This window comes from Nocardioides marmoribigeumensis (genome assembly GCF_031458325.1).
In the GTDB taxonomy this organism is placed as follows: domain Bacteria; phylum Actinomycetota; class Actinomycetes; order Propionibacteriales; family Nocardioidaceae; genus Marmoricola_A; species Marmoricola_A marmoribigeumensis.
Map to the genome: position 1 here is coordinate 2,735,880 of NZ_JAVDYG010000001.1, position 21,377 is coordinate 2,757,256.

At 72.5% G+C, this 21,377-nt stretch carries 22 protein-coding genes; 13 read left to right on the plus strand and 9 right to left on the minus strand.

Annotated features, from left to right (window positions below):
- The first annotated feature begins 25 nt into the window (after positions 1-25).
- The 3 genes from J2S63_RS13120 to J2S63_RS13130 all read left to right on the plus strand — a co-directional run bounded on the left by J2S63_RS13120 (position 26) and on the right by J2S63_RS13130 (position 2,262).
- A complete protein-coding gene (locus J2S63_RS13120; protein WP_310302953.1) occupies positions 26-784 on the plus strand; it encodes a fructosamine kinase family protein in 759 nt (252 codons plus the stop codon).
- 108 nt (positions 785-892) lie between these two features.
- Complete coding sequence (locus J2S63_RS13125) at positions 893-1,798, plus strand: lysophospholipid acyltransferase family protein (protein ID WP_310302955.1); 906 nt, start codon at positions 893-895, stop codon at positions 1,796-1,798.
- Entirely contained in the window at positions 1,798-2,262 is a 465-nt protein-coding gene (locus tag J2S63_RS13130; RefSeq protein ID WP_310302958.1) for an SRPBCC family protein, read from the plus strand. Before J2S63_RS13125 ends, J2S63_RS13130 begins: the two co-directional genes overlap by 1 nt.
- Before the next feature lie 28 nt (positions 2,263-2,290).
- On the opposite strand, the gene J2S63_RS13135 is transcribed toward J2S63_RS13130, so the two are convergent.
- Positions 2,291-3,052 (minus strand): MerR family transcriptional regulator, encoded by a 762-nt coding sequence (locus J2S63_RS13135; RefSeq protein WP_310302960.1) that lies wholly within the window; start codon positions 3,050-3,052, stop codon positions 2,291-2,293.
- A gap of 129 nt (positions 3,053-3,181) precedes the next feature.
- On the opposite strand from J2S63_RS13135, the gene J2S63_RS13140 reads away from it, so the two are divergent.
- From J2S63_RS13140 to J2S63_RS13155, 4 genes are all read left to right on the plus strand, one after another.
- Positions 3,182-4,210, plus strand: coding sequence for an LLM class F420-dependent oxidoreductase (locus J2S63_RS13140; protein WP_310302962.1), 1,029 nt, complete (start codon positions 3,182-3,184; stop codon positions 4,208-4,210).
- Positions 4,210-5,361: an acyl-CoA dehydrogenase family protein gene (locus J2S63_RS13145; protein WP_310302964.1), complete on the plus strand. Its 1,152-nt coding sequence runs from the start codon at positions 4,210-4,212 to the stop codon at positions 5,359-5,361. Before J2S63_RS13140 ends, J2S63_RS13145 begins: the two co-directional genes overlap by 1 nt.
- The gene (locus tag J2S63_RS13150) at positions 5,361-6,539 is read left to right on the plus strand and encodes an acyl-CoA dehydrogenase family protein (RefSeq protein WP_310302966.1); all 1,179 of its coding nucleotides are present in this window, start codon (positions 5,361-5,363) and stop codon (positions 6,537-6,539) included. The genes J2S63_RS13145 and J2S63_RS13150 overlap by 1 nt, the downstream gene beginning before the upstream one ends.
- Positions 6,540-6,728: 189 nt before the next feature.
- Positions 6,729-7,139: a hypothetical protein gene (locus J2S63_RS13155; protein ID WP_310302969.1), complete on the plus strand. Its 411-nt coding sequence runs from the start codon at positions 6,729-6,731 to the stop codon at positions 7,137-7,139.
- A gap of 75 nt (positions 7,140-7,214) precedes the next feature.
- On the opposite strand, the gene J2S63_RS13160 is transcribed toward J2S63_RS13155, so the two are convergent.
- Together J2S63_RS13160 and J2S63_RS13165 are read right to left on the minus strand one after the other, a co-directional pair.
- Positions 7,215-8,849 (minus strand): M4 family metallopeptidase, encoded by a 1,635-nt coding sequence (locus J2S63_RS13160; protein WP_310302972.1) that lies wholly within the window; start codon positions 8,847-8,849, stop codon positions 7,215-7,217.
- Positions 8,850-8,978: 129 nt separating this feature from the next.
- Entirely contained in the window at positions 8,979-10,112 is a 1,134-nt protein-coding gene (locus J2S63_RS13165; protein ID WP_310302974.1) for a hypothetical protein, read from the minus strand.
- A gap of 18 nt (positions 10,113-10,130) precedes the next feature.
- Between J2S63_RS13165 and mshB the strand changes: the two genes are divergently transcribed.
- The 3 genes from mshB (at position 10,131) to J2S63_RS13180 (ending at position 14,075) form a co-directional block, all read left to right on the plus strand.
- The gene (gene mshB, locus J2S63_RS13170; protein ID WP_310302976.1) at positions 10,131-11,039 is read left to right on the plus strand and encodes an N-acetyl-1-D-myo-inositol-2-amino-2-deoxy-alpha-D-glucopyranoside deacetylase; all 909 of its coding nucleotides are present in this window, start codon (positions 10,131-10,133) and stop codon (positions 11,037-11,039) included.
- Between the two features lie 10 nt (positions 11,040-11,049).
- Positions 11,050-12,060 (plus strand): peptidoglycan binding domain-containing protein, encoded by a 1,011-nt coding sequence (locus tag J2S63_RS13175; RefSeq protein ID WP_310302978.1) that lies wholly within the window; start codon positions 11,050-11,052, stop codon positions 12,058-12,060.
- A gap of 95 nt (positions 12,061-12,155) precedes the next feature.
- Positions 12,156-14,075, plus strand: a complete 1,920-nt coding sequence (locus tag J2S63_RS13180; RefSeq protein WP_310302980.1) for an AMP-dependent synthetase/ligase — start codon at positions 12,156-12,158, stop codon at positions 14,073-14,075.
- 6 nt (positions 14,076-14,081) lie between these two features.
- On the opposite strand, the gene J2S63_RS13185 is transcribed toward J2S63_RS13180, so the two are convergent.
- Positions 14,082-14,795, minus strand: a complete 714-nt coding sequence (locus tag J2S63_RS13185) for a TetR/AcrR family transcriptional regulator (protein ID WP_310302984.1) — start codon at positions 14,793-14,795, stop codon at positions 14,082-14,084.
- A 116-nt stretch (positions 14,796-14,911) separates the two neighbouring features.
- Here J2S63_RS13185 and J2S63_RS13190 point away from each other — a divergent pair, with 116 nt between their 5' ends.
- Positions 14,912-15,844, plus strand: a complete 933-nt coding sequence (locus J2S63_RS13190; protein WP_310302986.1) for an NAD-dependent epimerase/dehydratase family protein — start codon at positions 14,912-14,914, stop codon at positions 15,842-15,844.
- A gap of 18 nt (positions 15,845-15,862) precedes the next feature.
- Here the strand turns inward: J2S63_RS13190 and J2S63_RS13195 are convergent, their stop codons facing one another.
- Entirely contained in the window at positions 15,863-16,873 is a 1,011-nt protein-coding gene (locus tag J2S63_RS13195; protein ID WP_310302988.1) for a GNAT family N-acetyltransferase, read from the minus strand.
- A 119-nt stretch (positions 16,874-16,992) separates the two neighbouring features.
- On the opposite strand from J2S63_RS13195, the gene fdxA reads away from it, so the two are divergent.
- Complete coding sequence (gene fdxA / locus J2S63_RS13200; protein WP_310302989.1) at positions 16,993-17,319, plus strand: ferredoxin; 327 nt, start codon at positions 16,993-16,995, stop codon at positions 17,317-17,319.
- Between the two features lie 115 nt (positions 17,320-17,434).
- A complete protein-coding gene (dapC, locus tag J2S63_RS13205) occupies positions 17,435-18,523 on the plus strand; it encodes a succinyldiaminopimelate transaminase (RefSeq protein WP_310306698.1) in 1,089 nt (362 codons plus the stop codon).
- Positions 18,524-18,538: 15 nt separating this feature from the next.
- On the opposite strand, the gene J2S63_RS13210 is transcribed toward dapC, so the two are convergent.
- The 4 genes from J2S63_RS13210 to dapD form a co-directional block, all read right to left on the minus strand.
- Positions 18,539-18,814 (minus strand): hypothetical protein, encoded by a 276-nt coding sequence (locus tag J2S63_RS13210; protein WP_310302991.1) that lies wholly within the window; start codon positions 18,812-18,814, stop codon positions 18,539-18,541.
- A gap of 180 nt (positions 18,815-18,994) precedes the next feature.
- The gene (locus J2S63_RS13215; protein WP_310302993.1) at positions 18,995-19,267 is read right to left on the minus strand and encodes a hypothetical protein; all 273 of its coding nucleotides are present in this window, start codon (positions 19,265-19,267) and stop codon (positions 18,995-18,997) included.
- 100 nt (positions 19,268-19,367) lie between these two features.
- Positions 19,368-20,360, minus strand: a complete 993-nt coding sequence (locus tag J2S63_RS13220) for a VldE C-terminal domain-containing protein (protein ID WP_310302995.1) — start codon at positions 20,358-20,360, stop codon at positions 19,368-19,370.
- Positions 20,347-21,372: a 2,3,4,5-tetrahydropyridine-2,6-dicarboxylate N-succinyltransferase gene (gene dapD, locus J2S63_RS13225; RefSeq protein WP_310302998.1), complete on the minus strand. Its 1,026-nt coding sequence runs from the start codon at positions 21,370-21,372 to the stop codon at positions 20,347-20,349. The genes J2S63_RS13220 and dapD overlap by 14 nt, the downstream gene beginning before the upstream one ends.
- Positions 21,373-21,377 lie beyond the last annotated feature (5 nt).

The window sequence follows — 21,377 nt, forward strand, 5'->3', positions numbered from 1 at the left end:
GGGCGCAGCCGGGCACGATGGGGAGGTGACCGAGGTGTTCCGCAAGCAGTCGTCGACCGAGGGCTACGTCGCGTGGGAGGCGGCCGGGCTGCGCTGGCTCGCCGGGGCCACCGGCTCCGGAGGGGCGCCGGTCGTCGAGGTCCTCGACGTCGGCCCCGAGCACCTCGACCTGGTGCGGCTCCGGTCGGTCGCGCCCACCTCGGACGCCGCCCGCGCCCTGGGCGCCGGGCTCGCGCACACCCACGACGCCGGTGCGCCGTCGTACGCCTGCGCCCCGGAGGGGTACCTCGGCCCCGGCTTCTTCGGCCCCCTGTCCGACCCGCTGCCGCTCGAGCTGGGTGCCTGGGACCGCTGGGGCGAGATGTACGCCGAGGCGCGGGTCCGCCCCATGGCGCGGCTCGCGCGCGACCGGGGGATGGACGTGCAGGTGCTCGACGCGGTGTGCGACCGCCTGAGGAGCGGCGACCTCGACACCGACGACGTGCCCGCCCGCCTCCACGGCGACCTGTGGTCCGGCAACGTGATGTGGACGCCCGACGGCGCGGTGCTGGTCGACCCTGCGGCGCACGGCGGCCACCGCGAGACCGACCTGGCCCTGCTCGCCCTCTTCGGGGCGCCCCACCTCGAGGAGGTCCGGGCGGGCTACGAGGAGGTGCACCCGCTGGCCGAGGGCTGGGCCGACCGGGTCCCGCTGCACCAGCTGCACTGCCTGCTCGTGCACGCCGTGCTGTTCGGTGGTGGCTACGGCCGGCAGGCGCTGGAGGCGGCCCGCCGATTCGCCTGACCCGGTCGCACGCCGCGGCCGGACGTGGTCGACTTCACCCGGGCGGGTCGTAGCGCGCACCCGTCCGGCGTCGTTGAACCGGGTCAGCGCACGGACGGAAGGGACCACATGGCCATCGGGATCGGCCCGCTCAAGCTGGGTGCGGGCCCGCTCAGGGGCGTGCTCCAGAGCTCGCCCGAGGAGGACGTCCGCCGCGACAACCGGATCGAGCCGGCCGGGGGCCGGGTCGACCTCTCGGGCCGCGACCCGTCGTTCATCCGGCGGATGCTGCCGCGCCTGTGGCTGATGACCGCGGTCTACCACCGCGCCGAGGTCCGGGGCTTCGAGAAGGTCCCCGACGAGCCGGTGCTCTTCGTGGCCAACCACAGCGGTGGCGCGAACATCCCGGACACCTTCATCTTCATGCTGGCCTACAACACGTTCTTCACCGTCGACGGCCGCCCGCTCTACGGCCTGGGCCACGACATCGTCACCAAGGTCCCGCTGGTCGGTGCGTTCGCCCGCAAGATGGGCGTGGTCACCGCCGGCCAGGGTGCCGCCGCCCAGATCTTCGAGGCCGGCGCCTCGTGCCTGGTCTACCCCGGCGGTGACGTCGAGGCCCTGCGTCCGTGGCGCGACCGGCACAAGATCGTCTTCGACGGGCGACAGGGTTTCCTGCGCCTGGCGCACGGCGCCGGGGTCAAGATCGTCCCCGTGGTGGCGACGGGTGGCCAGGACACCTTCATGGTGTGGAACGACGGGCGGGTCTGGGCCAAGCGGCTGCGCTTCGACAAGCTCCTGCGGGTCAAGAACCTGCCGATCAGCAGCAGCATCCCGTGGCTGCTGACCCCCGGCGACCTGCCGCACCTGCCGCTGCCGGCCAAGATCCGCATCCAGGTCCTCGACCCGATCGACCTCAACGAGCGGTTCGGGGACGACCCCGACTGGGACGCGGCCTACGACTACGTCACCAGCGTCATGCAGGCCGGTCTGTCGACCCTGGCCTCCAAGACCATGCTCCCGGTGATCGGCTGATGTCGGAGCGCATCGTCCGGGCGATCAACGTCCGCAAGCCCTACGAGGAGGTCGCGGCCTTCGTGACCGACCCGGCCCAGGCGCTGGCCGCGATCCCGGGCTTCGCCCGCTTCTCCTACCAGGGCCCCGGCCAGGCGCCGGACGCGTCCGAGGGCGAGGAGTGGGACGTCTTCCTCGAGGTCGGCACGTTCCACGTCGGCGGCCGCGTGCTGATCACCACGCCCTCGGCCAACCGCATCGAGTGGACGCCGCTGCGCGGCACGTCGTCCCACTTCGTGATGATGGTCGAGCCGCTGGGGGAGCAGGCCCGGCTGACGATGGAGATGGAGTACTCCCTCAACGGGCTGCTGCTGGCCCGCGTCGCCGAGCTGCTGGTCAAGGGGGCGGTCTCGCGCCACCTCGAGGCCGGCCTGCAGGAGATGCGTCACCGGCTGGAGTACGGCGAGAGCGTCACCGGCTCCTGACCGTGCCCCAGGGCGCCTCGGGCCTCGCTCAGCGCGGCGGGAGCCCGACGGGGCCGTCCAGCGTCATCGACTTCGACGCCACCTGGTCGGCCGCCCGCTGGAAGGCGGTGACGATCGCCTCGAGCGTCAGGTCACGCAGGTTGGCCATCGTGCGCTCGAGGCGTTCGGCGTCGGCCATCGACAGGTCCTCGCGCTGGAACTGCGGCACGATCGTGCGCTGGAGGATCGCGGTGAGCTCGTCGGCGAGCTCACCCATGTGCCGGCGTACGGCGACGTTGGACTCCTGCAGCGCCTCGATCGGGGTGCCGAGGTCGAGGGTCTCCACCGCCTTGGCGACCAGGGGGATCGCGCGCAGGGTGCCGTCGGCGTTGCGGCGGACCGCGCCGACCTTGAGCAGCCACTCGACGTCCTCCTCCGACAGCGGCCGGCCGGCGATCTCGTCGAGGCGCTCGCGGGTGACGGTCTCGCCGGGCTGCGGCTTCCACGCGGTGAGCAGCGCGCGCTGGACGGCGAGCTCCTCCGGGGTGGCGTCCATCGGGACGTTCTCGAGGTAGCGCTCGATCGCGGCGAGGGTGAACCCGTGGTCCTGCAGGGCGCGCACGAGGTGGAGGCGGGCGAGGTGGCTCGGGCCGTAGTAGGCCATGCGCCCGCGCCGGACCGGGGTCGGCAGGAGGCCGAGGCTGGCGTAGTAGCGCGTCGTGCGCACGGTGAGGCCCGTGCTCAGGGCGAGCTCGTCGATGGTGAGCAGGGCGTCGCCGGGCTGCTCGTGCGCCCCCACTGCCTCGGTCATGCGGCCTCCTCTCGTGTGACCTGGCCTACTATTGCACCGTGACAGTGTTGCTGTCACAGTTGACGTGCTCTCGGTCCCGACTGATCTCGACTGGGCTCGATCACCAGGTAACTCCCCAGAAGGACGTGGATGAAGCTCTCGCAGATGCTCCAGTACGACGGCAACCCGCGGGCCGCCGCCGACGCCGTGGCCAAGCTCGAGAAGGCCGGCCTCGACACGGTGTGGATCGCGGAGGCCTACGGCTTCGACAGCCCGACGCTGATGGGCTACCTCGCCGCCAAGACCGAGACGGTCGAGATCGGGTCGGCGATCCTCAACATCTACTCCCGCACGCCCGCCCTGCTCGCGCAGACCGCGGCCGGCCTCGACAACGTCAGCGGTGGCCGCGCGATCCTCGGCCTCGGCGCCTCCGGCCCGCAGGTGATCGAGGGCTGGCACGGCGTGCCCTACGACAAGCCGCTCGGCCGCACCCGCGAGGTCGTGGACGTGGTGCGCATGGCGCTGCGCCGCGAGAAGCTCGAGCACGACGGCCTGATCAAGCTCCCCCTGCCCGAGGGGCAGGGCACCGGCCTCGGCAAGCCGCTCAAGATGCTGACCAAGCCCGAGCGCGCCGAGATCCCGATCTGGATCGCCTCGCTCGGCCCCAAGAACGTCGAGGGCACCGCGGAGTACGCCGACGGCTGGCTGCCGCACCTCTACGCCCCCGAGCTGGCCGACAAGGTCTGGGGCGAGTCGCTGCGCAAGGGCAAGGAGAAGCGTCCGGCCGAGCTCGGCGAGCTCCAGGTCGCCGCGGGCGGCATCGCCGCGATCGGCGAGGACGTCAAGGGGATGCTCGACTTCGTGCGCCCGATGTTCGCCCTCTACATCGGTGGGATGGGAGCGCGCGGCAAGAACTTCTACAACGACCTCGTGCGCCAGTACGGCTACGAGGAGGAGGCCGAGAAGATCCAGGACCTCTACCTCGACGGCAAGAAGGACGAGGCCGCGGCGCTGGTCCCCACCGAGCTGCTCGAGATGTGCAACCTGGTCGGTCCCGAGTCCTACGTCCAGGAGCGCATCGAGGCGTTCCGCGCCTCCGGCGTCACCCACCTCAACGTCATCCCGGCCACCGAGGACCCCGTGGCCACCACCGCGCAGCTCAAGGAGTGGATCAGCTGATGCCCAGCACGACACGCGACATCTTCGACGCCGAGCACGAGGACTTCCGCAGCACGGTCCGCTCCTTCTTCGAGAAGGAGGTGACGCCCCACCACGACCAGTGGGAGAAGGACGGCGTCGTCCCGCGCGAGCTGTGGCTCAAGGCCGGCGAGGCCGGGCTGCTCTGCTTCGACGTGCCGGAGGAGTTCGGCGGCCCCGGCATCACCGACTTCCGGTTCAACCAGATCGTGTCGGAGGAGCAGGCCCGCTCCGGCGCCAACGGCCCCGGCTTCTCGGTGCACACCGACATCATCGTCCCCTACCTCATCAGCCTCGGCACCGACGAGCAGAAGCAGCGCTGGCTGCCCGGCTGCGTCAGCGGCGAGACGATCACCGCGATCGCGATGACCGAGCCGGGCGCCGGCTCGGACCTGCAGGGCGTGCGCACCACCGCGATCGACAAGGGCGACCACTACGTCCTCAACGGCTCCAAGACCTTCATCTCCAACGGCATCAACGCCGACCTGGTGATCGTGGTCGCGCGCACCGACCCCGAGGCCGGCCACAAGGGCATCAGCCTGCTCGTGGTCGAGCGCGGCATGGCCGGCTTCGAGCGCGGCCGCAACCTCGACAAGGTCGGCCTCAAGGCCCAGGACACCGCCGAGCTGTCGTTCACCGACGTCGAGGTGCCCAAGGAGAACCTCCTCGGCAACGAGGGCGAGGGCTTCATCTACCTGATGATGAACCTGCCCCAAGAGCGCCTGGCGATCGCGATGCAGGCCGCCGCGGCGTGCGAGGGCCTGGTCGAGATGTGCCTGTCCTACGCCAAGGAGCGCGAGGCCTTCGGTCGCTCGATCGGCAAGTTCCAGCACAACCGCTTCCTCATCGCCGAGATGGCGACCGAGGCGCGCATCGCGCAGGTCTTCGTCGACGACTGCATCAAGAAGCACCTCGACGGCAAGCTCGACGCGACGCTGGCCTCGATGGCGAAGTGGTGGACCACCGAGCTGCAGAACAAGCTCGCGGGCCAGGCCGTCCAGCTGCACGGCGGCTACGGCTACATGATGGAGTACCCCGTCGCACGGGCCTTCGTCGACAGCCGGATCAGCACCATCTACGGCGGCACGACCGAGATCCAGAAGGAGATCATCGGCCGGTCGCTGGGGCTCTGATGGACTTCGACCTGCCCGACTCCGCGCTCGCCGTCCGCGACGGCGTGCGCGCGGTCGCCGCGAAGTACGACCACGAGTACTGGTCGCGCTGCGAGGAGGAGCACCGGTTCCCTGCCGAGGTCTACCAGGACCTGTGCGACGGCGGCTGGATCGGCCTGTCCATCCCCGAGGAGTACGGCGGCGGCGGGCAGGGCCTGCTCGAGCTCGTGGTGGCCAACGAGACGCTCTGCGCCTCGGGCGGCACGGCCGGTGGTTTCCTCTACGTGCTCAACCCGGGCTTCGGGGCGACCACGATCATCCGGCACGGCACCGAGGAGCAGAAGCAGCGACTCCTCCCGGGGCTGGCGTCCGGCGAGATCCACTTCGCCCTCGGCCTGACCGAGCCCGACGCCGGCAGCAACGCGATCGAGATCTCGACCAGCGCGCGACGCGACGGCGACGACTTCTTGATCAAGGGACAAAAAGTCTGGATCTCCAACATGGAGAACGCCGACTGGATGATCGCGGTCACTCGCACGATCCCGGCGGCCGAGGCGACCCCGCGGGTCAACGGCTTCACGCTGTTCCTCGTCCCGGTCAAGGAGGCGCTCGCCGCCGGCACGCTGTCCTACACGCCGATCCCCAAGATGGGCACCAACGTGCTCACCTCGAGCCAGGTGTTCCTCGACGACGTGCGCGTGCCCGTCGACAACGTGATCGGCGAGGTCGACGCGGGGTTCGGCGTGCTGTGGGACGTGCTCAACCCCGAGCGCATCATCGCGGCCTCCGGGGGAGTGGGCGGTGCCGAGGCGGCGCTCGCGATCGCCGCCGACTACGCCCGCGAGCGCTCGGTGTTCGGCCGCTCGATCGGCACCAACCAGGCGATCCAGTTCCCGCTGGCCCAGATCAAGGCGACCACCGAGCTGGCCCGGCTGATGACCTACAAGGCGGCCTGGCTGTTCGACCAGGGGCGCCCGTGCGGCAACGAGGCCAACGTGGCCAAGCTGACCGGGGCGCAGGTCGGCTGGGACGCAGCCAACCAGGCGTTCCAGACCTTCGGCGGCATGGCCTACTCCAAGGAGTACCCCGTCGAGCGGCTCTTCCGCGACGCCCGCATCGCCAAGAACATCCCCGTCGCCGAGGAGCTGATCCTGGCCCACATCGGCACCTCGATGCTGGGCCTGCCCAAGTCCTACTGACGGCGGGCCCGGCGGGCTCCTGTCCGCTTGAGGACCTAGGCCCTCACCTGTCCTGCGCAGGTCCCGACTCACCCGATATGCGTTGTCGACCGTCCGTTCGGGTCGAGATAGTTGACGAACGGACGACGCTTGCCGCCGGGTCGTGGCCCCACCGACCGACCGGCGCCCTGGAATCCCTGGGAGGGGACCATGGAGCTCACGCAGTACAAGAGGTACCGCACCGCGGTGCAGTCCAACGCCTCGCCGGCCACCACCGAGCAGATCACCCGCGTCGAGGAGAAGGTCCGCTCGATGCTGATGTCGACCGGGTTCTTCGAGGACGTCGAGGTCGAGCACACCGACGACGTCGACGAGCTCGTCATCGCGATGTGCAAGTTCCCGTCGCAGATGAGCCACGTGCAGATCGCCCAGCGCCTCGAGCAGGCCTGGGAGGACCGCGTGCGCTTCGACTTCTGGGAGGTCCACGCGACCCTCGCCGAGGACGACCAGGTCGAGTTCCAGGGCGCGACCCGCTCCGGCTCCGCCGGGGAGTACGTCACGGTCCACATCGTCGCCCAGAAGGCTCCGGTCCCCGCCCAGCGCGTGGGCAGCAGCTGGTAGCCACGTCCCCGGACGCAGGACGGGCCGCCTCCCACGCGGGAGGCGACCCGTCCTCTTGTGCAGGACCTGGGTGGGTCAGCTGACGTCGACCCCGCTCCACGCCGCGGCGACGGCGTCGGACTGGGCGCTGCCCGCGCCGTAGAGGTCGTCGGCCGCCTTGATCGAGGCCTGGCGGGCACCGGAGTAGTTCGTGCTCGAGGTCATGTAGACCGTGAGCGCGCGGTACCAGATCGCACCTGCTGCGTCGCGGCCGATGCCGGTGACCGTCGACCCGTTGCAGGTCGTGCTGGTGTGCGCGACGCCGCCGATCGTCTTGGCGCCCGAGCCCTCGGCGAGCAGGTAGAAGAAGTGGTTGCCCACGCCCGAGGAGTAGTGCACGTCGAGGCTGCCGACGGTGGGGGACCAGCAGCTGGCCGACGAGCCGTCGGAGGACGGGTCGTCCATGCGGCGGAAGCCGAGGTGCTTGGCCAGGTCGAACTCCTCGCCGATGAGGTAGTCGCCCGGGTCGTCGGTGGTCTCGCCGGCGTAGAACTCCACCAGCGTGCCGAAGATGTCGGAGGTCGACTCGTTGAGGCCGCCGGACTCACCGGAGTAGGTCAGGTTGGCGGAGTTCTCGGTCACGCCGTGCGACATCTCGTGGCCGGCCACGTCGAGGGAGACCAGCGGACCGTAGCTCTTGCCGTCACCGTCGCCGTAGGTCATCTTCGTGCCGTCCCAGAAGGCGTTGACGTAGCCGTTGCCGTAGTGCACCCGGTTGAACGAGCCCTTGCCGGTGCCGAAGATGCCGTTCCGCCCGTGCACGTTCTTGTAGTAGTCCCAGGTGACGTCCGTGCCGTGCTGGGCGTCGACCGCCGCCGACTCCCGGCTGCTGGTCGAGCCGTTGCCGAACAGGTTGTCGGTCGAGGTGAAGAGCGTGCCGTTGGAGCAGTTGACGCCGAGGAGCTGGCACCCGTAGCTGTCGGACTTGTTCTTCATGTCGGTGGTGTAGGTGTTGCCGCGGGTCGGGTCCTTGAGCTGGTAGGTCCCGCTGGCCAGGGTGAGCTGCAGGGGGTCGGTCCCGGTGTAGAGCGACTGGCCGGAGCCGTCGACCGTCTCGACCTCCTGCTCGCTGCGCAGCACCTTGCCGCTGCGCGCGTCGACGTACGTCGCGAGGCGGCTGGGGGTGCCGTCCTGCTGCACGCCTCCGGTGAGGACCTTCCAGGCCAGGCGGGGGGTGCCGGAGGTGGCGTCGAGGACGAGGCTCCGGGCGCCGAGGGTCGTGCCGGAGACCTGCGCGTCGGCGGGCACGTGCATCGCGGCCGCGGCCGCTGCGGTGCCGGTGACCTGCGCGACGACCGGGCCGGCGGGGGTCGCGTCGAGCGTGCCGGACACGCCCTTCCACGCGCCGTCGGCGGTCCGGTGGACGACGACGTCGCCGCCGAGGACCGGCAGGCCGCGATAGGTGCGGGTCATCCGCACGTGGCTGGTGCCGTCGCGGTCGACCAGCGCGTCGGTGACGCGGAACGACTGGTCGGCGCCGACGTGACCGGCGCGGGGGTGCGCGCGCAGCGCGCGGACGGCGGAGCCGGCGAGGTCGCCGGAGCGGCTGACCGAGGTCGTGGAGGAGGTGCCTGCGGTGTCGGCGGGGGCGGCCGACGACGGCGGGAGGGAGAGGGTGGCCGCGCCGGTGGCGACCACGACGGCCGCTCCGAGGGCAGGGAAGGTGCGCATGTGGGGGCGACGCCTTTCGATGGAGTTGCGGTGGGAGATGGGGTCGAACGTGAACGATCCTCACCCTCGGGAGGTACGGCTGTAAACCTTTCGGGTGGTCCTGCGTGGGACTTACGTCCCTAGGGGTGGTCAGTCGAACCGGCGGCGGTCGAGCGCGAAGACGTAGCGGCTGTGCGGGTGCTCGGAGAGGGACCACAGCTGGTCGCGGGCCGGCCAGTAGGCGACGTCCTCGGGGCCGGGCGGGGTCGCGTACTGCCGCTCCTCGAGCACGCCGTCGCGCTCGACCCACAGGCTCCCGCGCCGCAGCCTGCCCCGGCTCGTCGTGACGTGGAGACGCCCCTGCGCCACGACCGCGCCCTGCATCCGAGGGACCCCGGCCACGGTGGACAGGCGCGGCCGGATGACGCCGTCGGGGTCGGCGGCGAGCAGGCTGGTGGACGGATCGAGCCCGTAGTGCCAGAGCCGCGTCGACATCGCGCCGTGGCCGTACTCCCCGGCGAGCAGCTCCGCGGGCCCGGCGCCGTGGCTGCGCGAGAGGAACGAGAAGCGCAGCGGCTCGCCACCCTGCGCGGTGCGCGAGGCGTGGCCGAACCGCACCGGAAGCAGGTAGGGGTGGCCGAAGGTCGCGATCCCCTCGGGCCCGGCGCCGAGCCGGTCCCGGTCGGGCAGCGGGTCGACGCGGAGGAGGTCGTCGAGCCGGAAGGTCCAGAAGCCCCGGCCGGTCGCGGCGACGTGCAGCCACGGCCCGTGCCACACGATGCCGCCGGCGTGCGCCCGCACCGGGCGAAGCACCGGCGCGCCCGTGCCTCCGTGCGCACTGTCCCGGCGTACGTCGACCAGCAGGACGTGCCGGTAGCGCGGACGCGCGGGGTCACTCAGGTCGACCACGCTGATCCGGCTGCCCTGGGCGACGCCGCGCACCGTCTTGGCGTAGGCCGAGGTGATCAGCACCGGCGGGTCCTCGGCGTCCCCGTCGCGGTCGAGGTCGGCCACGGCGTCGGCCGAGGTGGTGATGCCCTGCGGCCACCACCGCAGGCTCGCGCGGTCCTGGGCCTGCCAGGTGAACGCGTAGGCCACCGGGGTGAGCGCGTTGAGGCGACCGGTCGCGACCTGTCCGGTGCGGTCGAGGTCCGCGAGCACGCCCCCCAGACCGACGCGCTCCGCCCCGACGGCCAGCAGCGCCTCGATGTCCGGGCCACGGTCGGCGCCGCGGTGCAGGGTGGCGTGCGCCAGCGGGCCGGCGTCCCGGGGAGCGTCGTGCATGTCACTAGGCTTACCCCCATGAGTGACCGGCGCCTCCTGCTCGTGCACGCGCACCCCGATGACGAGTCGATCAACAACGGCGCCACCATGGCGAAGTACGTCGCCGAGGGCGCGCACGTGACCCTGGTGACCTGCACGCTCGGCGAGGAGGGGGAGGTGCTCGTCCCCGACCTGGTCCACCTCGCCGCCGACGCCGACGACGCGCTCGGCGAGCACCGCATCGGCGAGCTGGCCGCGGCGATGAAGGCGCTCGGGGTCACCGACCACCGCTTCCTCGGCGGGCCGGGTCACTTCCGCGACTCCGGCATGGAGTGGTCCGAGAGCGGCGCCGCCCAGCCCAAGCCGACGGTGCGGGACGACACCTTCTGGCGCGCGGACCTGACCCAGGCCGCCGACCTGCTCGTCGAGATCGTCCGCGAGGTGCGGCCCCAGGTCCTGGTCACCTACGACCAGTTCGGCAACTACGGCCACCCCGACCACATCCAGGCCCACCGCGTCGCGATGTACGCCGCCCAGCTCGCCGCGGTGCCGTCCTACCGGCGCGACCTCGGCGAGCCCTGGGACGTCGCCAAGATCTACTGGGTGACGATGTCGCTCTCCCGCGTCGAGGCCGACCTGGTCAGGCTGCGCGAGGAGGGGCTGGACTCGCCCTTCGAGGAGATGGGGGAGGCGATGCGCAAGGCCCTCTTCTCCGACGACGACGCGGTGGCGGCCCAGATCGACGGGCGCGAGTTCGCCGACGCCAAGATCGCCGCGCTGCGGGCCCACGCCACGCAGATCACCACCGACGGACCCTTCTTCGCCCTGAGCAACAACCTCGGCCAGGCCGCGTGGGGCTTCGAGGAGTACAGGCTCGCCAAGGGCACCCAGGGCCCGGTCGACGGGCGTGGCTGGGAGAACGACCTCTTCGCCGGTCTCGGCGTCTGAGCCGGCACCCGTGTCCTACGACGTCGCCGCGGACGACGCCCGCCGCGACCGGCGTGCGCTGGTGGTCGTCCTCGTCGTGCTCGTGCTGCTCGTCGGCGGCCTCTACGCGGGCGGCTACGCCCTCACCAGCGACCGCCTGCCGCAGGGCTCCCGCGTCGGCGGCGTGCGCGTGGGCGGGCTGAGCCCCGCGGCGGCCCGCCGGAAGATCGCCCGGGAAACCGCCGCCAGGGCCGCGCGTCCCCTGGTGGTCCAGGTGGCCGACCGCACCTTCCGGCTCAGTCCCGCCGACCTCGGGCTGGAGGTCGACGTGCCCGGGTCGGTCGCCCAGGTGCCGGTCGGCCGGTCCTTCGACCCGCGTGAGATGTGGGAGGCCTTCGTCGGCAGCACCGACGTGCCGCTCCGGTCGGTCGCGGTCGGGGACGCCCTCGAGCGCCGCCTGGACCGCATCGCCGACCAGGTCGACGACCCCGTGGTCGAGGGCGACGTGCGGTTCGAGGGCGGTCGGGCCGTCGCGGTCTACCCCCAGGTGGGCCACCTGCTCGACCGGGGCGCGGCGGCACTGGCGGTGGAGGCGGCCTTCCCCTCCGACGGCGACCCGGTCCGGCTGTCCCTGGTCGACACGCCACCCCAGGTGTCGAGCACCGAGGTCAGCCGCGCCATGCGCGCCTTCGCCAACCCCGCCATGTCGGGGGCGGTGACCTACCGCTTCGGCCGGGGTCTCGGCGTGGTCGTGCGCCCCGAGGACTTCGGGCCGGCGCTGAGCACCACCGCGGTGGCGGGCCGGCTCCGTCCCCGTCTCGACGGCGACCGGCTCTGGCGCCGGTTCCGCGTCGTCGACTCGGTCTACCGCGGCGGCGCCTACGACGGCTCGCTCAGCTTCCGCGTCGAGGACCGGGTCCTGCGCAAGGGCCAGGTCGCGTCCTACCTCCGGGACCGCGTCGTGCGCGGCTTCCTGGCGGTGGTCCGGCGGCCGCAGGGACGCCGGGTCGTGGAGATCCCGGTGACCCGCGTGACCCGCTGACCGTCCGGCCCACCCCTTGGACCGTGACAGTTCCACTGTTAGCGTTCCGCCAACAACCGGGGGCTGTCGTCCCCACCTGCGTGCCGAGGAGACCCGTGAGCGCCACCGACGTGATCGACCCGACCGACCTGGCCAAGGCCCCGTCCACCGACAGCGAGCGTCGCCGGTCGGCCCGGAGCTTCGTGGAGGTCCAGGACCTCAACGCCGAGGACTTCGGCGACTTCGTGGCCCTGGAGGACCCCGACGCCGGGCCCTTGGCCTCGGTGACGTGGGCCGAGCTCAAGCACCTCAGCGAGGCGCTCGCCCTGGCCCTGGGCGAGCTCGGGGTCGAGCGCGGCGACGCGGTCGGGATGCACATGGTCAACCGGGCTGAGCACGCGATCACCGACGCGGCCGCGCTGCGCGCCGGTGCCACGCCGGTCTCCTTCTACTACACGCTGACCGAGGAGCAGCTCAGCTACGTCGCCAAGGACTGCCGCACCAAGGTGGCGTTCGTGGACGAGGCGCTGATGCCGCTGTGGCGCACGCTGCGCGACAAGCTCGACCTGGCCGCGATCGTGATCGTGGGGTCGGTCGGCGAGGTCGACGGGGCGACCACCTTCGAGGCGCTGCTGGCCCGGGGCAAGGAGCTGCTGGCCGAGGGCCGGGGGCGGCTCGACGAGGTCGCCGGGGCGATCACCGGCGAGGACACCGCGACGATCATCTACACCTCCGGCACGACGGGTCCGCCCAAGGGCGCGGTCCTGACCCACGCGGGCCTGCTGTTCAACGTGCGCACCTGCCTGGACATCCTCGGCGAGCACGCCGACAACCTGCACCGGGCCAAGCAGCTCGGGCTGGTCCAGGACGGCGGGACCTACCACCAGCCGGCCGGCGCCCGCGGCATCTCCTACCTGCCGCTGGCCCACATCGCCGAGCGCATCTTCAGCTTCTACACCGCGCAGTACGCCGTCGGCCGCACCCGCTTCGTGCGCGACCTCACCACGATGGCCGAGGTGCTGCCGCAGGTGCGGCCGCTGAGCTTCCTCGCCGTGCCGCGGGTCTGGGAGAAGTTCCACTCGGCCATCACCACCAAGCTCCAGGCCGAGTCGGGGCTCAAGAAGGCCCTCGGCCTGCGCGCCGTCGAGGTGGCCCGTCAGCGGGGCGTCGCGCTGCTGGAGCAGCGCCGGCCCGGCCTGCTGCTGTCGCTACAGCACGGGCTGTTCGAGAAGATCATCTACAGCAAGCTGCGCGAGGCGATCGGCCTCGACCAGACCGTCATCGGCCTGACCGGTGCGGCCCCGATCAGCAAGGACCTGCTGGCCACCTGGATCGGGTTCGGGGTGATGATCAGCGAGGCCTTCGGCATGACCGAGACCCACGCGATCATCGCCTACACCCCGCCCGGCGAGCCGCGCGCCGGCACGGTCGGCAAGCCGATCCCCGGGGTCGAGATCCGCGTGGCCGACGACGGCGAGCTGCTGGTCAAGGGCCCCAACGTCTTCGGCGGCTACCTCAACCGCGACGAGGCCACCGCCGAGGCCCTGGTGGACGGCTGGCTGCACACCGGTGACCTGGTCTCGCTGACCGACGAGGGCTACCTCAAGGTGATCGGTCGCAAGAAGGAGCTGATCATCACCGCCGGCGGCAAGAACCTCTCGCCCAACAACATCGAGGAGGCGATCAAGACCAAGTCGCCGATCGTCGGCCAGATGCTCGTCTACGGCGACGACAAGCCGTTCGTCAGCGCCCTGGTCGTCCTCGACCCCGAGGCCTTCCCGGTGTGGGCCCAGCAGCACGGCGTCGCCGACGACCTGGCCGAGGCCGCCCGGGACCCCAGGGTCCTGACCGAGGTGGAGCGCGCGGTCCGCGAGGGCAACGCCGAGCTGGCCAAGGTCGAGCAGGTCAAGAAGTGGACGGTCCTCGGCAACGAGTGGACCCCCGACTCCGGCGAGCTGACCCCGACGATGAAGCTCAAGCGCGCGGTCATCCACGACAAGTACCGCGACGAGATCGAGGCGATGTACCGCGGCTGAGGCGTTCTACGCGCGGCCGAACAGCACGCGCTCGGCGACCGCGACGGCGTGCTCGAAACGCGCCCGGTGGTCGCCACCCCCCTTGCCGAAGAGCTCGAACACCTCGGCGCTGACCGCGCCGACGAGCAGCGTCCAGGCGGTCATGCCCTGCAGGAGGCGTACGGCGCCCAGTGGTCCCCCGACGCCCTCGGTCACCAGCGGGCCGACCGCCGCCACCGCGCGTTCCTCCTGCCCGGTCAGCACCGGCTCGCCCCATGCCTCGGGCCCCGCCTCCTGCCCGATCCGCAGCAGCAGGTCGGTGACCCGCGTGCCTGCGGGCGTGGTGACCTCCGGCGGGGCGTCGTAGGTCGGCACGGGGGAGCCGTAGAGCAGCGCCCAGTCGTGCGGGTGCTCCAGCGCCCAGTCGCGGCAGGCGTGGGCCAGCGACCACCAACGGGCGTGGGCGTCGCCCTGGTCGACGGCCGCGTCGGCGGCCAGGACCCGGTCGCCGAGCTCCTCGTAGCAGGCCACGATCAGCGTGGTGAGCAGGTCCTCGAGGCCGTCGACGTAGCGGAACAGCGCCGACGGGGCCATCTGGAGGTCGCGCGCCACGCCGCGCACGGTGAGGCCGGCCGCCCCGTGCCGGGCGAGGTGGGTGCGGCCGACCTCGACGAGGCGGCGCTCGACCTGGGCCCGGCGCCGCGCGCGCACCCCGGTGGGGACCTGCTCGTCCTGGCTCATGGGCCCACCCTAGGGACTTCCCCGAAGAAGTGCGAACACTGTTCTTGCATTTGCCGTGAGGCGGTGCTTCACTAGAAGTGCGAACACCGTTCGCACTTCGAACCCAGGAGGTCCTCGTGTCCCGCATCCTCGTCCTCGGCGCCGGCAGCATCGGTCGCCTCACCGCCACCCGCCTCGTCGCCGCCGGCCACGAGGTCGACCTGGCGTCCCGTTCGGGCAGCACCTCGGTCGAGGGCGCCCGCACCGTGGGTCTCGACGTCACCGACGTCGACGCCACGCGCGCGGCGGTGGCCGGGACCGACGCCGTCGTCAACGCGATGAACCCGGCGAAGTACACGACCTGGGACCGCGACTGGCCCCCGATGGCGCGCTCGGTGCAGGCGGCCGTCGAGGCCGCCGGCGGCCGGGTGGTGCTGGTCGGCAACCTCTACGCCTACGGCCGCGTCCAGGCCCCGATGTCCGAGCGCACGCCGCTGCGGCCCCACGGGCACAAGGGCGAGCTGCGCCGCACGATGTGGGAGGACCTCGAGGCCGCCGACCGGGCCGGTCGCCTGCGGGCGGTCGAGCTGCGCGCCTCGGACTACTACGGCCCGGGCGTCGCCAACGGCACCAGCTACCTCAACGACTACGTCGTGGAGCCGGCCGCCACCAAGAGCACGGTGCGACTCGTCATCGGCTCTCCCGACGTCGCGCACAGCTGGACGCACCTCGACGACATCGCCGCGCTCGCCGCCGCTGTCGCGGTCTGTGCGGACGACGACGTCTGGGGTCGCCCCTGGATGGTGCCGTCGGAGTCGGCGACGCTGCGCGAGGTCGCCGAACGGGTCGCCGCGCTCCGCGGCCGCCCACAGCCCCGGGTCGTCGAGCTCGCAGGAGTCGCCCGCGCGGCGCTGCGGGTGCTGCCCTTCATGCGCGAGCTCGACGAGACCCGTCACCAGTTCGAGGCGCCGTTCCTGGTCGACGACACCGACGCCCGCGCGCGGTTCGGTCTGCAGCCGGTCCCGCTGGACGTCGGCCTCAAGGCCACCGTCGAGGACCTGCTCGGCTGACGTCGCCGGACCGGGCCACTAGGTCCGGGGCGAGCGCAGGTAGCGGTAGGAGTGGTGGGTGAGGAAGCCCAGCCGCTCGTAGAGCGCGACCGCGCGGGTGTTGCCCGCCTCGACCTGGAGGTACGCCGACGTGGCTCCGCCCTCGGCGGCCCACTCCAGCAGCGCGCGGAGCACGCCGGCGCCGAGGCCCTGGCCGCGCAGGTCGGGGCGGGTCCACAGCGTGCTGAGCCCGAGCCGCACGTCGGAGCCGACGTTGAGCGCCGCCCGCCCCCGCGCCACGACCGTGCCGTCGACCTCGATCCGCGCGAGCGCCACCTCGGCCGGACCGGCGAGCACCGCGCGCACGTGGGACGACCACGGCGGGTCGTGGTCGGCCACCCACCACGACTCGTCGACGGTGTCGGCGATCGTGACCCGCTCGGCGGTGTCGGCGGCCTCGGGGGACTGGTCCTCGAGGTGGCGCAGCGCCGCCGCGACCCCCGAGACCTGGAACAGCACGTCGTCGGAGGCCGGGACCCAGCCCTCGGCGGCCACCTGGTCGGCGACGGGCTCGGTCGGCACCGTCAGGACGAGCGCGGGCAGCCCGCGCTCGGCGTACCACTCCTCGACCCGGCGCAGCGCCTCGGCCATGGGGACCCCCGGGTCGCCCAGGGCGAGCGCGGAGTTGGCGCGGCGGGAGTAGCCGGCGGCGGCCCGCAGCAGCCACTCGCCGAGCGGGGCGGAGTCCTCGGCCGGCCAGTCCTGCGCAGCCCGACGCTCCATGGTGAGCAGCGGCTCGCGCAGCCGCACCGACGGCTTGGGCGGCACGGGCTTGCCCGAGACGATCGCGGCGACCGGCACCTCGACCACACCGCCCTCGGTGCGGATGCGGGTCACGGCGTCCGGCCCCGAGGTCCAAGCCTCCATCACCCCGAGGACGTCGGTCATCCGCGGACCGCCGGACGGGCCGGTCTCACCCGGGAGGAGGTGCCGGACGACGACGCGGAGCCCCACGCACGCCGGGCCGAGGGAGGTCGGAGCAGGAACCATGGTCCCGATCGTTCCAGCCCGTGAGGTCTCCGACGACGGCGGTCGTCCGGTGACTAGGCTGTGACCAGACGACCGCTTGAGTCGCGACCTCGCGTCGCGACGCTGCCGAGGAGGATCGGATGACCTACGTCATCGCCCAGCCCTGCGTGGACCTCAAGGACCGCGCCTGTGTGGACGAGTGCCCCGTGGACTGCATCTACGAGGGCAAGCGCATGCTCTACATCCACCCGGACGAGTGCGTGGACTGCGGCGCCTGCGAGCCGGTGTGCCCGGTGGAGGCGATCTTCTACGAGGACGACACCCCGGAGGAGTGGAAGCAGTTCTACGACGCCAACGTCCACTTCTTCGACGACCTCGGCTCGCCCGGCGGCGCGGCCAAGATGGGTGAGATCGACAAGGACCACCCGATCGTCGCCGCGCTGCCCCCGCAGGAGCACGACGAGTGACCTCCCCGTCGTCGGTCGAGGTGCGAACGAAGTGAGCCTCGAGACCACCGACGGCGCGACGCGGACGCCGCCCCCGGGCCAGCCCCGGTGGGCGGCTCGTGCTGTCTCCACCCGGCTGCCCGACTTCCCCTGGGACAAGCTGACGTCGTACGCCGAGCGCGCGCGCCGGCACCCCGACGGCCTGGTCGACCTCTCGGTCGGCACGCCGGTCGACCCGACCCCCGAGGTCGTGCAGGCGGCCCTGCGGGGAGCGGCCGACTCACCGGGCTACCCGCTGACGATCGGTCGCGCCGACCTGCGGCAGGCCTGCGTCGACTGGCTCTCGAGGCGGTTCGGCGTCACCGGCCTGGGCCTCGACGCCGTGCTCCCGGTGATCGGCTCCAAGGAGCTCATCGCCTCCATGCCGGGCCACCTCGGTCTCGGCCCCGGCGACACGATCGTGGCGCCCGCCCTGGCCTACCCGACCTACGAGGTGGGGGCCGTCCTGGCCGGCGCCCGCTGCGTCGCCACCGACTCGCTGACCGCGGTGGGGCCCGAGCGGGTCTCGCTGGTCTGGCTCAACTCGCCGTCCAACCCGACCGGCCGGGTGCTGCCGGTCGACCACCTGCGCAAGGTGGTCGCGTGGTGCCGCGAGCGCGGCGCGCTGCTGGTCTCCGACGAGTGCTACCTCGAGTGCGCCTGGGACGGCGTGGAGCCGGTCAGCGTGCTGCACCCCGACGTCTGCGACGGCGACCACTCCGGCATCCTCGCCGTCCACTCGCTGAGCAAGCGGTCCAACCTCGCGGGCTACCGCACCGCCTTCGTCGCCGGTGACCCCGCGGTCGTGGGCGAGCTGCTCGCCGTGCGCAAGAACCTCGGGCTCCAGCTGCCCGGCCCCCAGCAGGTCGCGATGCGGGCGGCGCTCGACGACGACGACCACGTGGCCGAGCAGCACGCGAGGTACGCCGTCCGGCGCGCGCGCCTGCGCGAGGCCTTCGAGGGTGCGGGCTTCCGCATCGACCACTCCGAGGCCTCGCTCTACCTCTGGGCCACGCGGGGGGAGGGGTGCTGGCAGACGGTCGACGCCCTGGCCGACCTGGGCATCCTGGTGGCGCCGGGGGAGTTCTACGGCCGCGCCGGTGCCGAGCACGTGCGGGTGGCGTTCACCGTCACCGACGACGGGGTCGACCGGGCGGTGGGCCGCCTCCGCGCCTCGTCCGGCTGAGCCGCTGGTCCGCGTTCAGCAGGCGGTCGCGACCAGCGGGCGGGCCCGCTCCGCGCCGGCCTGGTCGTGGGCCGCGAAGGGCGAGCTCGCCTGCAGGTTGACCGCGGCGATGCGCTCCACGCGCACGACGCTGTGGGTGCCGTCCGGCTGCTCGAGGACGAGCCCGGTGCCGTCGTGGGCGGCCACCTGGCCGTGCATCCACTGGCCCTCGACGAGGACCGAGACGGCGAGGCCGAAGTCGGCGGCACGGGTCAGGGCCAGGCCCATCGTGTAGATCATCGAGCCGGACATGCGGTCCCCTTCCCTGTGCCGCCCGAGCAGCGGTCCTCGTCCTCACAAACTAGGTCAGAACGGACATGGCGGGGCGCCCCAGGGGCGCACTCGGGACCAACGCCTGCCCAAGATGGTCCTGGTCCGCAGGGGCCGCGACCGCTCGGCGGCCACCGGGTGGCCGAACGGTGGAGGGGCGGGTCAGCCGGCCCGAGGGCCCGGCATCGGCCGGGCCCCGGTGATCTCCTGGTGGTAGGGCGACTCGGCGTGGATGGTCACCGCGCTGACGCGCTCCAGGCGTACGACGCTGTGCGCGGCGCTCTCCTGCTCCAGGACGAGACCCGTGCCGTCCTCGGCGGCGATGCGCCCGTGGAGCCACTGCCCGTCGACGAGGACCGAGACGTCGTAGCCGAGGTCGTGGGCCCGTCCGAGCGCCATGCCCATCGTGTAGAGGATGGAGCTGTTGCCGTTCATGGAGCCTCCCTCGTGCCGCGGTCCCCCGACTCGCGACGTGAGGGCCAATCTAGGCGAGCCGGGCGTCCATGTCGTCCTTCCGTGGCCCGTTCGTGTCGACTCAGGTCCCTCGGGCAACGTCGACGTGCACATGGTCCCGGTGCTCCAGGATCTTCCGGGTCGACGCGGACGCCGTCGAGGGGACGCGGGGCTCGTAGGGGCGCCAGCCGTCCTGCGAGCGGCCGCCGGCCGACCAGATGCGGCCGTCGAAGATGACGTGGTCGACGTGCAGGCGCTCGGCCTGGGACACCAGGTAGCAGGCGATCGCCCACCCGCGGCGCTTGTTGTCGGGGTTGATCGGCCGGACGAACACGTCGATGGCCCTGCCCTGGTAGTGGGCCGAGCCCTTCATGTGGCCGCTCGAGACGCCCCCCGGCTCGAAGCCGCCCAGCGACAGGTCGCCGAAGGTCGCCACCAGGTCGCGCCGGACCCTCTCGGCCCGCCCGGTCAGCCCCGAGCCGCCGGCGAACTCCTCGGGCACGTCGGCCTCGTCGACCACGCAGGAGAACGCCGCTCGGCTGTAGCCGGTCAGGGCCGAGGCCAGCGCGCGTGCCCCCGCCGCGTGCTCCTCGTAGGCCTCCGGGAACCCGGAGCGCTGCACCGCCTGCGCGGCCTCGGTGATCCGCATCGACTGGTAGCCGTTGATCTCGACGAGCGCGTCGTAGAAGGCGTTGATCGCGTAGCGCGGGTCGCGCAGCTGACGCTCGGAGCCCCACCCCTGGGAGGGCCGCTGCTGGAACAGCCCGACCGAGTCGCGGTCACCGTGGGCGAGGTTGCGCAGCTTGCTCTCCTGGAACGCGGTCGCGAGGGCGATGGAGACCGCGCGGGCCGGCAGGCCGCGCTGCACCGCGATCCCGGCGATGAGGCCGGCGTAGCGCCCCTGAGTGGGGCTCAGGCGCACCTTCTCCGAGCCGACCCGGGCCGTGCAGCCGTCGGGGTCGGGGAGGGGGCCGACGCCCAGGCGGACGAGCAGGCCGGTGCCGAGCCCGACGACGGCGACGACGACGACCAGGACCCAGGTGCGGGCCCGCCCCCGCTCGTCAGTTGTGGGCATGCAGGGCTTCGTTGAGCTCGATGCCCGTGCCCGCCCTGGGCAGCGCCTCGACGGCGCCCGACTGGGAGTTGCGGCGGAACAGCACGTTGTCGACCCCCGACAGCTCGGCGGCCTTGACCACGCGGGTGCCGGCGCCGTCGGGGCCCCCGTGCAGCGCGACCTTGGTGCCGGCGGTGACGTAGCAGCCCGCCTCGACCACGCAGTCGTCGCCCAGCGAGATGCCGATGCCCGCGTTGGCGCCCAGCAGGCACCGCTCGCCCAGGGAGATGACCTCCTTGCCGCCGCCGGACAGGGTGCCCATGATCGAGGCGCCGCCGCCGATGTCGGTGCCGTCGCCGACCACCACGCCGGCGCTGATGCGTCCCTCCACCATCGAGGCGCCCAGGGTGCCGGCGTTGTAGTTGACGAAGCCCTCGTGCATCACGGTGGTGCCCTCGGCGAGGTGGGCCCCGAGCCGGACCCGGTCGGCGTCGGCGATGCGCACGCCGGTCGGCACGACGTAGTCGGTCATGCGCGGGAACTTGTCGACGCCGTAGACCGCGACCTGGCGGCCGTCGGCGCGCAGCCGCGCCCGCGTCTGCTCGAAGCCCGGCACCGCGCAGGGACCCTCGCTGGTCCACACGACGTTGGTGAGCAGCCCGAAGATGCCGTCGAGGTCGGCCTCGTGCGGTGCCACGAGACGGTGGGAGAGCAGGTGCAGGCGCAGCCACACGTCGTAGGCGTCGACCGGCGGGGCGCCGAGGTCGGGCGTCTCGACCCTGACCACGACCCGACGGACCCCGCGGGCCTCGTCGTCGCCCGCGAGCGCGTCGAGGCCGCCGGTGTCGGTGTGGTCCGCGCGCGGCCCGAGGTAGGGCGCGGGGAACCACACGTCGAGGACGACGTCACGCTCCGGCGTCCCCTCGGGGGTCGGCTCGTCCGCGGACCTCGCGGTGCCGGTGAGGGTGGCGAGGCCGTAGCCGAAGGCCGGCCGCGGTCCGGGGCGGGAGGAGCTGCTGGGGTCGCTGGTCACGGGCC

Excerpts from the sequence above, each read along its gene's own strand:
- J2S63_RS13130 (WP_310302958.1), top strand. The coding sequence starts at position 1,798 with ATGTCGGAGCGCATCGTCCGGGCGATCAACGTCCGCAAGCCCTACGAG.
- J2S63_RS13210 (WP_310302991.1), bottom strand. The coding sequence starts at position 18,814 with ATGTCCGGCTCGATGATCTACACGATGGGCCTGGCCCTGACCCGTGCC.
- J2S63_RS13150 (WP_310302966.1), top strand. The coding sequence starts at position 5,361 with ATGGACTTCGACCTGCCCGACTCCGCGCTCGCCGTCCGCGACGGCGTG.
- fdxA (WP_310302989.1), top strand. The coding sequence starts at position 16,993 with ATGACCTACGTCATCGCCCAGCCCTGCGTGGACCTCAAGGACCGCGCC.
- J2S63_RS13160 (WP_310302972.1), bottom strand. The coding sequence starts at position 8,849 with ATGCGCACCTTCCCTGCCCTCGGAGCGGCCGTCGTGGTCGCCACCGGC.
- J2S63_RS13195 (WP_310302988.1), bottom strand. The coding sequence starts at position 16,873 with ATGGTTCCTGCTCCGACCTCCCTCGGCCCGGCGTGCGTGGGGCTCCGC.
- mshB (WP_310302976.1), top strand. The coding sequence starts at position 10,131 with ATGAGTGACCGGCGCCTCCTGCTCGTGCACGCGCACCCCGATGACGAG.
- J2S63_RS13145 (WP_310302964.1), top strand. The coding sequence starts at position 4,210 with ATGCCCAGCACGACACGCGACATCTTCGACGCCGAGCACGAGGACTTC.
- J2S63_RS13125 (WP_310302955.1), top strand. The coding sequence starts at position 893 with ATGGCCATCGGGATCGGCCCGCTCAAGCTGGGTGCGGGCCCGCTCAGG.
- J2S63_RS13220 (WP_310302995.1), bottom strand. The coding sequence starts at position 20,360 with ATGCCCACAACTGACGAGCGGGGGCGGGCCCGCACCTGGGTCCTGGTC.
- J2S63_RS13135 (WP_310302960.1), bottom strand. The coding sequence starts at position 3,052 with ATGACCGAGGCAGTGGGGGCGCACGAGCAGCCCGGCGACGCCCTGCTC.
- J2S63_RS13215 (WP_310302993.1), bottom strand. The coding sequence starts at position 19,267 with ATGAACGGCAACAGCTCCATCCTCTACACGATGGGCATGGCGCTCGGA.
- J2S63_RS13140 (WP_310302962.1), top strand. The coding sequence starts at position 3,182 with ATGAAGCTCTCGCAGATGCTCCAGTACGACGGCAACCCGCGGGCCGCC.
- J2S63_RS13185 (WP_310302984.1), bottom strand. The coding sequence starts at position 14,795 with ATGAGCCAGGACGAGCAGGTCCCCACCGGGGTGCGCGCGCGGCGCCGG.
- J2S63_RS13155 (WP_310302969.1), top strand. The coding sequence starts at position 6,729 with ATGGAGCTCACGCAGTACAAGAGGTACCGCACCGCGGTGCAGTCCAAC.
- J2S63_RS13165 (WP_310302974.1), bottom strand. The coding sequence starts at position 10,112 with ATGCACGACGCTCCCCGGGACGCCGGCCCGCTGGCGCACGCCACCCTG.